Below are 12,890 nucleotides of genomic sequence, written 5' to 3'. Positions count from 1 at the left end.
AGGAAGGGGGCACATGAGAGAGGTCGGCGGCAGAAACTTAATTCCGGAGGGGCCGGTCAGGATCCTGGCGTTCGTTGGCGCCGGCCTGCTTGGCGTCTGCCTGCTCGTCTATGTTCTCCTGGAGATCTACCTCGCCACGCCGCTCCCCGCCCGACAAATCTCCCGCCTGGTAACCTCCGCGCTCAACCAGCCATTCACCGTGCAGTCCGTCTCGCTTTCGGGCCGAACCCTCGTGCTCAGACGGGTCAGGCTGATGAACCCAAAGGGCTTTGCCGGACCAGACCTCGTCGCGGCCGACACCGTGGCGGTCAAGCCGCACTGGCTCGCCCTCTTGCGGGGGAGGCGGCGCTTCGACCTCATCGGCATCGACGGCGGCAGCATCAACCTTTTGAAAAACGGGTCGAGTGCCTGGAATTTCAGCGAACTGCAGCGCAGGCTGGCCGCAAGGAAGCCGGCCAAGCCCGCCCCCGAGACGGTCATCGCCAAGTTGCTGGTGCGAAAGGGCGCGCTGACGGTGCAGGGGGAGGGGGTGCACGGGCTCGATCTCAAGCTCTATAACCTGACCAGCGGCGGCTCGCGCAACGCGCAGGTGGAGCTTGCCTTCGAGGATGCGGGACAAAACCGCTACCAGTTGCAAGGGACCGCCAGGCCGGGCGACCAGGCCGCCGTGGACCTCACCCTGAGCGCCCCCATCCTGTCGCTAGGGAAGGTCGCCGCTTTGCTGAAGCTGAAGAACCCGCAGCCGCTGGATAAGGCCGGCGGATCGCTGACCGTGAACGCGGTGCTGGCCAAGGGGGAACTGCGCAGTTCGGGCACCTTCCGGTTCAGGGATGTGCTGCTGCCGGCTGCCCGGGGCAGCTATCCCATCGCTGGAACGCTGCAGTTCAACGGCTCTTACATCCTTGGCGAGGATCGTGCGGACCTGAACGAAGCGACCCTGGCGATCGAGAACGTGGCGCAGCTGCATGCCGAGGGGAGCCTGACCGGGGTGAGAAAGGAGCGGCGCTACGCATTGCTCTTCGGGGTGGACCAGGTGGACCTCGCCCTGCTGAACGTGCTGCTCACCGACGAGGCCCGGCGCAGCCTGCTGCTTGCCGGGAAGCTGCGCTGCGAGTCCCTGCGGCTGGAAGGTACCGGTGCCGGCGGGGTGGAAAGCGCCGCCGGGAATCTGCTGCTCCAGGATGGCTCGCTCTCCAGGAAGGGTGAGCTGCTGGTGGCAGGGCTCTCCGGACAGGCCGCGCTGTCCAGGAAAGGGACCGGGGTCGCCGCCGTCGGGACCCTCTCGGCCGCTCACGGGGCGGGCGGGGCGGCCATCGACGCCCTTCGCCTGCCGTTCGACGTGGCCCTTTCCTCCCGTTTGAAGCCGGTGATGATGCACAGCCGCGGCTTCAGCGTCCGCGCTTTCGGCATCCCCGTCGACGGCGATCTCTCCTACGATCTGCAACGCCCGGAGCCGCTATCGGCCACACTGAGGATCGCGCAGACAAAGCTCGCCTCGCTGAACCCGTTCCTGAAACGCTACAACCTGCAGGCGAGCACCGGCACCGGGGCCGGGACGGTGGCGCTGACCGGAAAGCGGGCGCAGGACCTGAAGCTATCTGGCCGCATCGCCGTCGTCGATTTTTCGGGAACGCGAGGCAAGGAGCCGATCGCCATCAAGGATGGCGCTGTCAGCATCGAGGCGTGGCAGCAGGGGGGACACCGGCAGGCTTCTGGCGAGGCGCGTCTAACTGGGCTGACCCTGGCCTCGCAGCACGGCGACGCCCGCTTCGGCTATCGCGTTGAAGACGACAAGGTCACCCTCGATGGGGTCCAGGCCCGGCTGGGGACGGCAAGGCTTGTTGCCAACCGGATCGCCGGTCGCCTGCCGCCTCCGGGGACCGCGGCAGGGCGCACCCCGCTCCTCCTGGAACTGGAGGGGGGCGCCTTGCGCCAGGGCGACCTCGAGTTGTCCGGTCTGTCGGGGCGGGTCCGGGGAAGCGTGGTCACGGCGGGAACGGAAAAATGGCTGGAGGGGGCCGCTGAGCTGTCCTGCCGCGCCGTCACCATGAAGAGTAGGCCGGTAGGGGGAGCGGTGCTCCAGGCCAACTTCGCCAAGGCGGGCGGCCGCGCCGAACTCACCGGCTCGTTGCTGGGTGGGAAGCTGGCGGCGGAGGCCTCCTTGCGTCCCTTTGCTCCTGATGCCGCGGTCAGTTTCAAGGCTTCGCTCCAGGAAGGAAGCGCGGGGCAACTGGCGCCCTTCCTGCCCCAGACCGCGACCATTCGCCCCACCGGAGGATATCTGGAGCTGCGCTGCTCCGGAACCTATTCAGGAAAGAAGGGGCTCGAGTGCCGCTTCGATACCAAGGGGCGCAGCATGGCCTTGGCCAAAAACGGCAAGAACACCCTCTCGGGCGCTTCGTCGTTCCTGTCCGGGAGCTACTCGGCGGGGACCCTTTCCATCGGTGAGGGGCTGTTCTCGCCGGGCAAAGGGGTCGCGCTGAGGGCGCGGGGCCAGGTGGCGGCCGCCTTCTCCCCGAAACGTCGTGGCACCATCAGCCTTTCCCTCCCCGACACCCCCATCGATGCCCTGGTCGACGCCACCGTCAACCTGATGCCCACGGCTATCCAGGAGGCGACGCTGAAAGGGGCCATCACCGCGAGCGGCAACCTTGAGTTTCGGGATGGCCGGCAACTCCTGGAAGGAAGGATCGACGTGCAGGGGGGGAGCGTGGAGTCGGCGCCCCAGAAGCTGACGGTTACCGGCGTCGAGGGGAGGATCCCGGTCTCCCTCGACCTCTCCGGCAAGAGCGCGCCGCAGCCCACGGAGAGCAGGGAGTTCAGCAGGGCCAATTACCCGCGTCTGCTGGGCCAGTTGCGCACCGTTCCGACGGCAGGTGAGCAGCTGACGGTGGGGAAAATCGTCTTCGGGACGCTGGAGCTCGGCAAACTCACCCTGCAATTGCGCGCCTCGCAGGGGCTCATGGAGATCGCTCCCCTGCGCACGACCCTCTACGACGGGGCAGTTATCGGGACCGGGTACCTGGCGGTCAGGGAAAAGCCGACCTACCGCGTCGACCTCTTGGTGAACGGGCTCAGCCTGAAGCAGCTCTGCCGCAGCATCCCCGGCGTTCAGGGGTACATCTCGGGGCGGGTGGACGGCGTGATCAGTTTCAAAGGCGTGGGAGGCGGCGTCGCGGGCACGACCGGGTTCGTCGACCTCTGGGCCCGCGAGGGGGGAGGGGAGAAGATGCTGGTCAGCAAGGAGTTCCTGCAGCGCCTGGCCAAGCAGAAACTGAGCGGCTTTTTCCTGAGCCGGGACCGCGATTACGACGAGGCGGAGATCAAGGCGACCCTGCAGGAGGGCGACCTGACCTTCAACACGCTGAAGATCGTCAACACGAACTTTTTCGGGGTGAAGGACCTGAACGTCAACATCGCGCCGACCCAGAACCGGATCGCCCTGGACCATCTGCTGGAGTCGATCAAGGAGGCCGCCGTGCGCGGCAAGCCCGCGACCGGTGAGCCGCCCGCCGGAAAGGTGCCGGCGAAATCGGAGCCGGTGCCGGAGTTCAAGTGGGAAGAGTGATCCCGCTGTGTTATATTCGTGAAGTGCCATATCCGGAAAAGACCAACGATAGAGACGGGGGTATCCCATGAACAGAAGATTGATCAAGTTGCTGCTGGCCCTTGCCTGTTTCTCCCTTGCCGCCTGCGCGGTGATCACGGTCAACGTCTACTTCCCCGAGAAGGCCGCCAAGGAGGCGTACAAGTCGCTGGACGACATGCTCCTGAAGAGCGGCGACAAACCGGCCGCTCCGGCGCCTCCCCCCGGCCTGCCGCCGGCCGCGCCCCAGGACAAACCGCAGAGTCGGCTTTTTGACAGCCTGCCTCGGTTCTCCCTGGTCTCGGAGGCCTACGCCGCGGATACCGATGCCGACGCGGACGCCCTGGCCGTCGAGCTCTCCAGCATGCCGGAGGTCTTGAAGGCCTACGACGACATGAGCAAGCGGCTCCCCAGGCTGAACGCGCTCTTCGCCAGCGGTGCGGTCGGGCTCTCGAAGCAGGGGCTCGTGGTCGCGCCTCCTTCCGCCAAGGGGAAACTCGGGGCACAGGATGAAGCCCTGCTGGCCGCCGAGAACCAGAGCCGCAAGACCGTCGTGCTCAGCATGGCCAAGGCTATCCTGAAGCTGCAGAAGCAAAAAGAGAGCAAGGAGGTGCTCAACCAGGTGATGGGTAAAGCGGCGGCCACCTACGCCGAGACCAAGCGGGAAGCTGCCCAGCCGGGGTGGTGGGTGCAATTGCCGAACGACCGGTGGGTGCAGAAATAACCTGGCGGGCCAGAGGATATCTGAACATGAAGGCCGCGGGGCTGGTCGCCCGCGGCCTTTTCTTTTGTAGGTGGTCCCCCCTCCCCCTGGGAGAGGGGGACGTGCTGACACAGGCATAACGGGATTTTGACGCCTGTGCAAAGTTTGAACTGCTGTTCAATTTGTGAAAGTGCTTGAAGGTAAAGGCTTTTTGGTGTCTTCAAGGTGTGGTGGCTGACGTGGCTGTTCAGTTGCTGGAGCGCCGACATGTCAGGACCGGTCATCGGGCGTGTGGAAAAACAGCGTCAAAACAGCAGCTTGAAAATTTTTTGAGCAATCCATGAGTTTGGCACCGCTCTTGTAATAATGAAAGACAAAGCGGCACAGCAGATGCCGCTAGCCAGAAAACCAACTTTTGCGCCGATGATGGATCCTCCTTTCCTCTCGGCGCTTTTTTTTGTCCTGGTCAAGCCAGCAGTAGTCTTCCCAGCGACGCCTTTGCCGCCGAGCCGGAGACGTCGGGCATGATCTCCAGTTCCAGCGTGGTCACCCCGTCCAGGTCCACCTGGTACTCCTCCTGTTCGGTGGTGGTGCCGGGAGGGGCGAAGGTGAACTGCTGGCGCACGATCTCCCGGAAGTTCCGGCCGTGGTTCTGGGCGTAGCGCAGTACGAACTCCTGGGTCCGCGCCACCTCCTCCTCGTTGATCAGCAGGTAGATCCGCCTCAGGCTTTGCGGCGTGTCGAACAGCAGGCGGATTATCTGCGGTCCTGGTTCCGCCGCCCGCCATCCTGGGGCGCCGACCGGCTGCAGGGCCGATTCGATGGGCTGGGAGGGGTCCTCCGAGGATATCTCGACCTTCGCGATGCTGTCGAGGTCCAGCCACTCCGCGCTGCTGTCGTGGTACTGGTGGATCTGGCTTTTGACGACCGTTTTCCGCATCTGGTTCTCCTGTTCCGCCGTGGCGGCGCCCCTGCCGGCTGATCCGGGGGGAGGGCTGTAGAGGTGATGTGTTTAAATCAGGACCGCGCCGACCGTCTGCACCAGCCACAGGTCGGTCTTCGGGCCGGTGACCATCATGAAGGTTCTGACGCTGAAGATGGGCCAGATGCCGGTTACCAGGAAGTAGGCCCACTATACCAGGGCAACGGTCGTTGTCATGATGCCCCGGGCCCGGCTAGAGTTGGCCGTGGTCGGCGAAACTGTAAAACTCGTCCTCGCCGATGATGATGTGGTCCAGCACCCTGATCCCCATGATGTGCCCGGCGTCGCACAGGCGACGCGTCACCTCGAGGTCCTCCGGGCTGGGAGTCGGGTCGCCGGTAGGATGGTTGTGCAACAGGATCATGGCCGCCGCCGACTGGCGCACCGCCGCGTTGAACACCTCGCGCGGGTGCACGATGCTTTGGTTCAGCGACCCCTCCGAGATGAGGGCCCGGCTGATGATCCGGTTCTTGCCGTCCAAAAGCAGCGCCACGAACTGCTCGGTGTGCCGGTCCCGGTATTCGTGATTCAGGTGTTCGAAGACCTGGGCGGCGGAGGTGAAACGATCGAAGGACTCGATGGGGCGCCGCTCCTTCTCCCGGATGCGCCGGGACAGGTCGAGCGCCGCCAGGATGCAGATGGCCTTGGCCGGCCCGATTCCCTTCACCTGCTGGATCTCGCGCCAGGAGGCGTCGGCCAGACGGCGCAGGGACTTGAACCGGAGCATCAGCTCTCGCCCCAGGTCGAGGGCGCTGCGGCCGCTGGCGCCGTTACCGCTGCCGAGAATGAGGGCCAGCAGTTCCGCCTCGGTGAGCGCCGAGGCGCCCCGCTGCATCAGCTTCTCACGGGGACGTTCCGCTTCCGGCCAGCATTTGATTCCACCGCTCATGAAAGCCTCCCGGTCCTGGAGGTGTCGTGGTGAAAAAATTAAATCTAAATAATACATGAGGGCGCCTGCTTGGCCAGAGGGAAACGGGGCCTCGTGGTAAACGGCATCTCCCTAATTAGTTTGGACGAATTACTCATTTCATGGTTTTATATTCCACGGGGATATGTTATATCTCCACAGTTTGCAACTAGATGCCGGCCCGCGGCCGGGACTTTGGAGGGACTAAATGTTTGGGTTGATGCCAAAAGATGAAAAGTTTTTCGCCATGTTCAGGGAAATGTCCCACAACATTATCGAAGGGGCCCAGCTCCTGAAGGACATGCTGGACAACTTTGACGACCCTGTGGCCAGCCAGCGCAAGATAAAGGACGTCGAGCACAAGGGCGATACCATCACCCACGACATCATCAAGAAGCTGAACAAGAGCTTCATCACCCCCTTCGACCGCGAGGACATCTACGCCCTCTCCGCCGCGCTGGACGACATTCTCGACCTGATCGACGCCTCCGCGCAGCGCTTCGTCATGTACAACGTGCAGAAGCCGACGCCGGAATCCAAGGAACTGGCCTTCCTGATCCTGAAATCCTGCCAGACCATCGACAAGACCGTCGCCGTCCTGGGCGGCAAGCTCGAGCCGATCAGCGCCTACTGCATCGAGGTGAACGCCCTGGAGAACGAGGCGGACCGCGTCTGCCGCGAGGCGATCAGCCGTCTCTTCGCCGAAGAGAAGGACCCGATCCAGCTGATCAAGTGGAAAGAGATCTACGAGACACTGGAGACCGCAACCGACAAGTGCGAGGATGCCGCGAACATCCTGGAAAGCGTGGTGGTTAAAAATGCCTGAGGTCACACTGGTCCTGCTGGTGGCCGTCATCGGCGCGGCCCTGCTGTTCGACTACATCAACGGCTTCCACGATACCGCGAACGCCATTGCCACCTGTGTCTCCACCCGCGCGCTCACCGTCAGGACGGCGATCTTCATGGCCGCCGGCCTGAACTTCCTTGGTGCGATGATCTCCACCAAGGTCGCGGCGACCATCGGCAAGGGGATCGTCGACGCCAACAACATCACCCAGATGGTGGTGCTGGCCGGTATCCTGGGTGCCATCATCTGGAACCTGGTCACCTGGTACTACGGCCTTCCCTCGTCCTCCTCGCACGCCATCATCGGCGGCCTGGTAGGGTCGGTGGTGGCCCACGCCGGCAGCGGAGCGCTGCACTGGGCCGGTCTCAAGAAGATCATCACCGTGTTGGTCATCTCTCCGGTGGTGGGCGCCTTCTTCGGATTCATGTTCATGGTCGGCTTGATGTGGGCGTTCAGGAACAGGGCCCCCTACAACCTGAACAAGGCGTTCCGTAAGCTGCAGATCCTTTCCGCCGCAGTCATGGCCTTCTCCCACGGCACCGCCGACGCCCAGAAGTCGATGGGCGTCATCACGATGGCCCTGGTCAGCTACGGCTCCATCGCCACCTTCGAGGTGCCCAACTGGGTCAAGATGTCCTGCGCCATCGCCATGGGTCTTGGCACCGCGGCGGGCGGCTGGAGGATCATCAAGACCGTCGGGCACGACTTCGTCAAACTGCAGCCGGTGCACGGCTTCTGCGTGGAGACCGCGTCGGCCGCGGTCATCCTGGGCGCTTCGGCCATGGGGCTTCCCACCAGTACCACCCACGTGATCACCTCGTCCATCCTCGGGGTCGGCCTGACCAAGAGGATCTCGGCGGTCAACTGGGGCGTCGCCTACCGCATCGTCATGGCATGGGTGATCACCATCCCCGCTTCGGGCTTCGTGGGCTTCGTCAGTTACATCGTGTTGTCGCCATTCCTGGGTAAGTGACGGGGGGGAGACATCGGGAATAGGTCGGGGGCGGTCTGCGGACTGCCCCCGATTTTTTTTGGCTACTCCAGTTCTTCGCCCACCTCGGTCATCTCCTTGGCGAGTTCGGCCTGGGCGGCGTCCTTTGCGCGGAAGCGGATGACGAGGTAGTAGCAGAGGAAGTAGGCGATGATGGCGGCGAAGAAGCCGAGAATCGAGGAGCCGAGGATCAGTGACTTGGCGTAGCGCTCGAGGTTGTGCCACTCGAGCCCACCGGCGAGGGGAAGGTCCTTGATGGGGCGCCCGCGCAGGAAGGCCCCGAGCTTGTAGCTCACGCCGAGGATGGGGACCACGGTGATGGGGGTGTTGACCCAGGCTCCGGTGATGCAGGTCAGTTTGTTGAGTCTCAGGAGAAAGGCTGCCGCGATGGCGAGAGGAGTGTGGAGGCCGAAGAACGGGGTGAAACTGATGAAGACGCCGACCGCGAATCCGGCGGCGATGTGCCCGGGATGGCTGTCCAGCGATAGGATGCCGTAGATCCTTTTTTTCCAGAGCTCTTTGTTCAGCAACAGTCACCTCGAAATTGGGGCTCAGTCTAAAGTCCGCACCAGCCTTTGTCAATGAGTTTGAGCCCGGCTGTTTCTTAAGAAAATTGCCACGGGTGGGGAAACGTGTTAGTATCCTTGCCTTTACTAAACATTATCGGCGGAAAGCGGCATGCGTAAGGAACTGCTCAAGAAGGTAAAGAGAATCGTGGTGAAGATCGGCTCCGGCGTCCTGACCAGCGAGGAGAACGGCATCGACCCGACGTTCCTCGACGGGCTCGCCTCGCAGATCGCTGGGCTGCGCGGTCGGGACATCGAGGTGGTCGTGGTCTCCTCGGGCGCCGTGGCCGCCGGGCGCCAGGCGCTCGGCCTGCCGGACCGGCCGCGGACCCTGCCGCAGAAGCAGGCGGCGGCGGCTATCGGCCAGTCGCGCCTGATGCGCGCCTACGAGGAAGCCTTCTCCGACTATGACCTCAAGGTCGCCCAGATCCTGCTGACCCGCGACGACCTCGCCAACCGGCGCCGTTTCCAGAACGCCCGCGGCACCCTGGACACCCTGCTCTCCTGCGGCATCGTCCCGGTCATCAACGAGAACGACACCGTCGTGGTCGACGAGCTGAAGTTCGGGGACAACGACAACCTCTCCGCCCTGGTCACCAACCTGGTCGAGGCGCAGCTTCTTTTGATCATGACCGACATCGACGGCCTCTACACCGCCGACCCGCGCACCGACCCGAGCGCCACGCTGATCCACCAGGTGGGAGCGGTGACCCGCGAGATGGAGCGCGGCGCCGGTGGGAGCGGCACCAACGTCGGCACGGGGGGGATGGCGACCAAACTCGCCGCCGCCAAGAAGGTGGTGAAGTCCGGCGTGGCCGCCATCATCTTCGCCGGCAAGGGGGAGGGTAACCTGTCCCGGGTCATGAACGGCGAGCTGCTCGGCACCCTGTTCCTGCCCGCCGGCGAGTCGCTGAACCGGCGCAAGCACTGGATCGCCTTCACCATCAAGCCCGCCGGGAGCCTCGTCGTCGATGCCGGCGCCCGCGGCGCTCTTGCCACCCATGGCAAGAGCCTGCTCCCCTCGGGGATCGCGAAGGTGGAGGGGCGCTTCGACCGCGGCGCCTGCGTCAGGGTCCTCGATCCGGAGGGGGTCGAGTTCGCACGCGGCATCGTGGACTACTCGAGCCAGGAGATCGAGAAGATCAGCCGCCACAAGAGCAACGAGATCGAGCAGATCCTCGGTTTCCGCTACGGCGACGACGTCATCCACCGGGACAATCTCGTTCTGTTGTAAAACAAGACGTTTTTACAGGGATAAAGGGGATCCAGGGGATAAAACCCCTAAAACGGTTAACGACGGGTTCTCTCGTCCTTCGCCGCTTTTACTCCTTTATCCCTTTTATCCCCTTTATCCCTGTTTGAATTGCCTTATCGGAGGTACCTATGTCAGTCGCCGAACAGATCCGCAACATCGCAGCCGAGGCCAGGCAGGCGTCCTTCGCCATGGCGAAACTCTCTTCCGCCGTGAAGAACGAGCTCCTCCTGGACATGGCGCAGGGGCTGGTCAATAACGCCGAGGAGATCGTCGCCGAGAACAAGAAGGACCTCGCGGCCGGCAAGGAGCGGGGGCTTTCCTCCGCGATGCTGGACCGCCTCATGCTGAACGAGGCGCGCATCAAGGGGATGGCCGACGCCATCCGCGAGGTCGCCGCGCTGCCGGACCCGGTAGGCGAGGTGACCGGCATGTGGAAGCGCCCCAACGACCTCATGGTGGGCAAGATGCGCATCCCGCTTGGCGTTATCGGCATCATCTACGAGTCCCGCCCCAACGTCACCTCCGACGCGGCGGCCCTGTGCCTTAAGAGCGGCAACGCGGTGGTGCTGCGGGGCGGTTCCGAAGCGATCCACTCCAACCTGGCCATCGCCACCGTCCTCAAGGCTGAACTCGCCAAGCGCAACATCCCGGCGGCGGCACTCTCCCTGATCCCGTTCACCGAGCGCGAGGGGGTCACCGAGATGCTCAAGCAGGAAGAGTTCATCGACGTGATCATCCCGAGGGGGGGCGAGAGCCTGATCCGCTTCGTGGTCGAGAACTCTAAGATCCCGGTCATCAAGCACTACAAGGGGGTCTGCCACATCTTCGTGGACGCCTCCGCCGACTTCGAGATGGCGCGCGACATCATCATCAACGCCAAGGTGCAGCGCCCCGGCGTCTGCAACGCCCTGGAGACGCTGCTGATCCACAAGGACGTCGCCGAGCGCTTCGTCCCCTTCATCTATCAGGCCCTGGACGAGCAGAAGGTGGAAGTGCGCGGCGACGAGACCTTCCGCCGCTTCGCTCCCAAGGCCGCGCCGGCCACCGAGGAGGACTGGTACGCCGAGTACCTGGAGCTGATCCTGGCCGCGCGCGTGGTGGACGGCTTGGATGCGGCCATCGATCACATCAACCGCTACTGCTCGCTGCACACCGAGTCGATCATCACCGGCGACTACGGCAACGCGCAGCGCTTCATCCGTGAGGTCAACTCCGGCGTGGTCATGGTGAACGCGTCGACCCGCTTCTCCGACGGGAACCAACTGGGGCTGGGCGCCGAGATCGGCATCTCCACCACCAAACTGCACTCCTTCGGCCCGATGGGGCTCACCGACCTGACCACGACCAAGTTCATCGTGTACGGTGCCGGGCAGGTAAGGCCTTAAGGCAAAAGCCTTAACGCAAAGGCGCAAAGCCGCGAAGGCGCGAAGAGAACCAAAAGAAGTCGGGTTTAAATCCTTGCGCCTCTGCGCCTTGGCGGCTTTGCGTTAGGCCGTTGGTTTTCGTCACAACCGGAGCGTCAATGAAAACGGGGATTCTGGGGGGAACCTTCAACCCCATCCATAACGCGCACCTGCGCATCGCCGAGGAGGCGCGCGACCTGTTCCAACTGGACCGGGTCGTCTTCATCCCGGCCGCCACGCCGCCGCACAAGCCGCAGGTGGGGGAACTCTCCTTCGCCAGCCGCTTGGAAATGGTGCGCCTGGCGGTCGCCGGCAACCCCTGCTTCGAGGTTTCCGACATGGAGGCGGTGCGCGGCGGGCGCTCCTATTCGGTGGATACGCTGCGCCAGTTGCACGCAGAGCGGCCGGAGGACGAGCTCTTCTTCATCGTCGGGGCGGACTCCTTCAACGACATCTCCACCTGGCACCAGTACCAGGCCATTTTCGGCCTGTGCAACATCGTCAGCGTGCAGCGTCCCGGTTCCACCATCGCCAGTCTCGCCCAGGCCCTCCCTGTTGCCATAAGTGGGGAGTTCTGCTATGATTCGGCGGCTAAACGCCTGAGCCACAGCTCGGGCCATTGTGTCTACGCGCTGGATGGGGTGCTGCTCGACATCTCATCAAGCCATATCCGGCAGCTCGTGAAAGCCGGTCGCTCGATCCGGTACCTCCTTCCGGAGGCGGTCGAGCACTACATAAAGGAACAAGGGTTATACGTTGATGCAAGATAATGAAGTAATGATTCCGGCCGTTGAACGCGCCGTGAAGTGTGCGGCTTTCGCCCTGGACAAGAAGGGCCTCGACGTCAAGGTGCTCGAGATCAAGAACATCTCCAGCATCGCCGATTACCTGGTGCTCGCCACCGGGCGCTCCGACCGCCAGGTGCAGGCCATGGCCGATTCGGTCAAGCAGGGGCTCAAGCCGATCGACAAGGCTATCGACACCGAGGGGTACGACGAGGGGCGCTGGGTCGTGGTCGACTACGGCGACGTGATCGTGCACCTGTTCCAGGAAGAGGTGCGCAAGATCTATAACCTGGACGAGCTCTGGAGCCGGGCGCCGCGGATCGAGATCCCAGAGGAATACCTCTGGGAGCATAAAGAGAAATGAGACTGAAGCTCCTTTGGGTCGGCAAGACCCAGGAGAGCTGGGTCCGCACCGGCATCGAAGAGTACGCGGGGAGGGTCAGGCGCTACGCGCCGCTGGAGATCCTCGAGGCCCGCGAGGAAAAAGGGGCGCAAGCCGCCACCATGCGGGAGCGTGAATGCGAGCGCCTCGCCAAGCTGATCCCCAAGGGGGGGAAGCTGGTGCTCCTGGACGAGAGGGGGGAGCAGATGAGTTCCCCTGAACTCGCCACCTTCCTGTCCAGGAACCGCGACCAGGGGACCCAGGACCTGGTCTTCGCCATCGGCGGGGCCTACGGCTTCACCGACAGCTTCCGGGCCCAGGCATTCAAGACCGTTTCGCTCTCCCGCATGACGCTCACCCACCAGATGGTGCGGGTCTTCCTGCTGGAACAGATCTACCGCGGCTTCACCATCATTAACGGTGAGCCATACCATCATGAGTAAGGTAACTGCTTGTTTTAAAGGTGAAGACGCTACGCTTCAC

The 12,890-nt window shown here is 63.6% G+C and carries 12 protein-coding genes; 9 read left to right on the top strand and 3 right to left on the bottom strand.

The genetic code is table 11. The features are described 5' to 3' along the window. Positions 1-13 precede the first annotated feature (13 nt). Together KOL99_RS01175 and KOL99_RS01170 are read left to right on the top strand one after the other, a co-directional pair. Positions 14-3,568, top strand: coding sequence for an AsmA family protein (locus tag KOL99_RS01175; RefSeq protein ID WP_216508673.1), 3,555 nt, complete (start codon positions 14-16; stop codon positions 3,566-3,568). A 67-nt stretch (positions 3,569-3,635) separates the two neighbouring features. Then, positions 3,636-4,310: a DUF1318 domain-containing protein gene (locus KOL99_RS01170; RefSeq protein WP_216508672.1), complete on the top strand. Its 675-nt coding sequence runs from the start codon at positions 3,636-3,638 to the stop codon at positions 4,308-4,310. A 445-nt stretch (positions 4,311-4,755) separates the two neighbouring features. Here KOL99_RS01170 and KOL99_RS01165 read toward each other — a convergent pair whose 3' ends face one another. After that, complete coding sequence (locus KOL99_RS01165) at positions 4,756-5,229, bottom strand: hypothetical protein (protein WP_216508671.1); 474 nt, start codon at positions 5,227-5,229, stop codon at positions 4,756-4,758. Positions 5,230-5,464: 235 nt separating this feature from the next. Beyond that, entirely contained in the window at positions 5,465-6,160 is a 696-nt protein-coding gene (gene radC / locus KOL99_RS01160; protein WP_216508670.1) for a RadC family protein, read from the bottom strand. Between the two features lie 226 nt (positions 6,161-6,386). Between radC and KOL99_RS01155 the strand changes: the two genes are divergently transcribed. Both KOL99_RS01155 and KOL99_RS01150 read left to right on the top strand, forming a co-directional pair. Then, positions 6,387-7,004, top strand: coding sequence for a DUF47 domain-containing protein (locus KOL99_RS01155; protein WP_199390205.1), 618 nt, complete (start codon positions 6,387-6,389; stop codon positions 7,002-7,004). Then, positions 6,997-7,998 carry an inorganic phosphate transporter gene (locus KOL99_RS01150; protein ID WP_216508669.1) on the top strand — a complete coding sequence of 334 codons (1,002 nt, stop codon included), beginning with the start codon at positions 6,997-6,999 and terminating at the stop codon, positions 7,996-7,998. Before KOL99_RS01155 ends, KOL99_RS01150 begins: the two co-directional genes overlap by 8 nt. Before the next feature lie 62 nt (positions 7,999-8,060). Here KOL99_RS01150 and KOL99_RS01145 read toward each other — a convergent pair whose 3' ends face one another. Further along, entirely contained in the window at positions 8,061-8,546 is a 486-nt protein-coding gene (locus KOL99_RS01145; RefSeq protein ID WP_216508667.1) for a DUF2062 domain-containing protein, read from the bottom strand. A 148-nt stretch (positions 8,547-8,694) separates the two neighbouring features. Between KOL99_RS01145 and proB the strand changes: the two genes are divergently transcribed. From proB to KOL99_RS01120, 5 genes are all read left to right on the top strand, one after another. Next, positions 8,695-9,816: a glutamate 5-kinase gene (gene proB, locus KOL99_RS01140; protein WP_216508666.1), complete on the top strand. Its 1,122-nt coding sequence runs from the start codon at positions 8,695-8,697 to the stop codon at positions 9,814-9,816. 149 nt (positions 9,817-9,965) lie between these two features. Continuing rightward, positions 9,966-11,222, top strand: coding sequence for a glutamate-5-semialdehyde dehydrogenase (locus KOL99_RS01135; protein ID WP_216508664.1), 1,257 nt, complete (start codon positions 9,966-9,968; stop codon positions 11,220-11,222). Between the two features lie 137 nt (positions 11,223-11,359). Continuing rightward, the gene (gene nadD, locus KOL99_RS01130) at positions 11,360-12,010 is read left to right on the top strand and encodes a nicotinate-nucleotide adenylyltransferase (RefSeq protein ID WP_216508662.1); all 651 of its coding nucleotides are present in this window, start codon (positions 11,360-11,362) and stop codon (positions 12,008-12,010) included. Next, positions 12,000-12,389: a ribosome silencing factor gene (gene rsfS, locus KOL99_RS01125; RefSeq protein WP_216508660.1), complete on the top strand. Its 390-nt coding sequence runs from the start codon at positions 12,000-12,002 to the stop codon at positions 12,387-12,389. The genes nadD and rsfS overlap by 11 nt, the downstream gene beginning before the upstream one ends. Further along, complete coding sequence (locus KOL99_RS01120; protein ID WP_216508658.1) at positions 12,386-12,850, top strand: 23S rRNA (pseudouridine(1915)-N(3))-methyltransferase RlmH; 465 nt, start codon at positions 12,386-12,388, stop codon at positions 12,848-12,850. Before rsfS ends, KOL99_RS01120 begins: the two co-directional genes overlap by 4 nt. Positions 12,851-12,890: the final 40 nt, after the last annotated feature.

The organism is Geomonas azotofigens (genome assembly GCF_018919395.1).
Classification (GTDB): Bacteria; Desulfobacterota; Desulfuromonadia; order Geobacterales; family Geobacteraceae; genus Geomonas; species Geomonas azotofigens.
This window is presented reverse-complemented; position numbering and strand designations above follow the sequence as displayed.

Excerpts from the sequence above, each read along its gene's own strand:
- KOL99_RS01175 (WP_216508673.1), top strand. The coding sequence starts at position 14 with ATGAGAGAGGTCGGCGGCAGAAACTTAATTCCGGAGGGGCCGGTCAGG.
- KOL99_RS01170 (WP_216508672.1), top strand. The coding sequence starts at position 3,636 with ATGAACAGAAGATTGATCAAGTTGCTGCTGGCCCTTGCCTGTTTCTCC.
- KOL99_RS01165 (WP_216508671.1), bottom strand. The coding sequence starts at position 5,229 with ATGCGGAAAACGGTCGTCAAAAGCCAGATCCACCAGTACCACGACAGC.
- radC (WP_216508670.1), bottom strand. The coding sequence starts at position 6,160 with ATGAGCGGTGGAATCAAATGCTGGCCGGAAGCGGAACGTCCCCGTGAG.
- KOL99_RS01155 (WP_199390205.1), top strand. The coding sequence starts at position 6,387 with ATGTTTGGGTTGATGCCAAAAGATGAAAAGTTTTTCGCCATGTTCAGG.
- KOL99_RS01150 (WP_216508669.1), top strand. The coding sequence starts at position 6,997 with ATGCCTGAGGTCACACTGGTCCTGCTGGTGGCCGTCATCGGCGCGGCC.
- proB (WP_216508666.1), top strand. The coding sequence starts at position 8,695 with ATGCGTAAGGAACTGCTCAAGAAGGTAAAGAGAATCGTGGTGAAGATC.
- KOL99_RS01135 (WP_216508664.1), top strand. The coding sequence starts at position 9,966 with ATGTCAGTCGCCGAACAGATCCGCAACATCGCAGCCGAGGCCAGGCAG.
- nadD (WP_216508662.1), top strand. The coding sequence starts at position 11,360 with ATGAAAACGGGGATTCTGGGGGGAACCTTCAACCCCATCCATAACGCG.
- rsfS (WP_216508660.1), top strand. The coding sequence starts at position 12,000 with ATGCAAGATAATGAAGTAATGATTCCGGCCGTTGAACGCGCCGTGAAG.
- KOL99_RS01120 (WP_216508658.1), top strand. The coding sequence starts at position 12,386 with ATGAGACTGAAGCTCCTTTGGGTCGGCAAGACCCAGGAGAGCTGGGTC.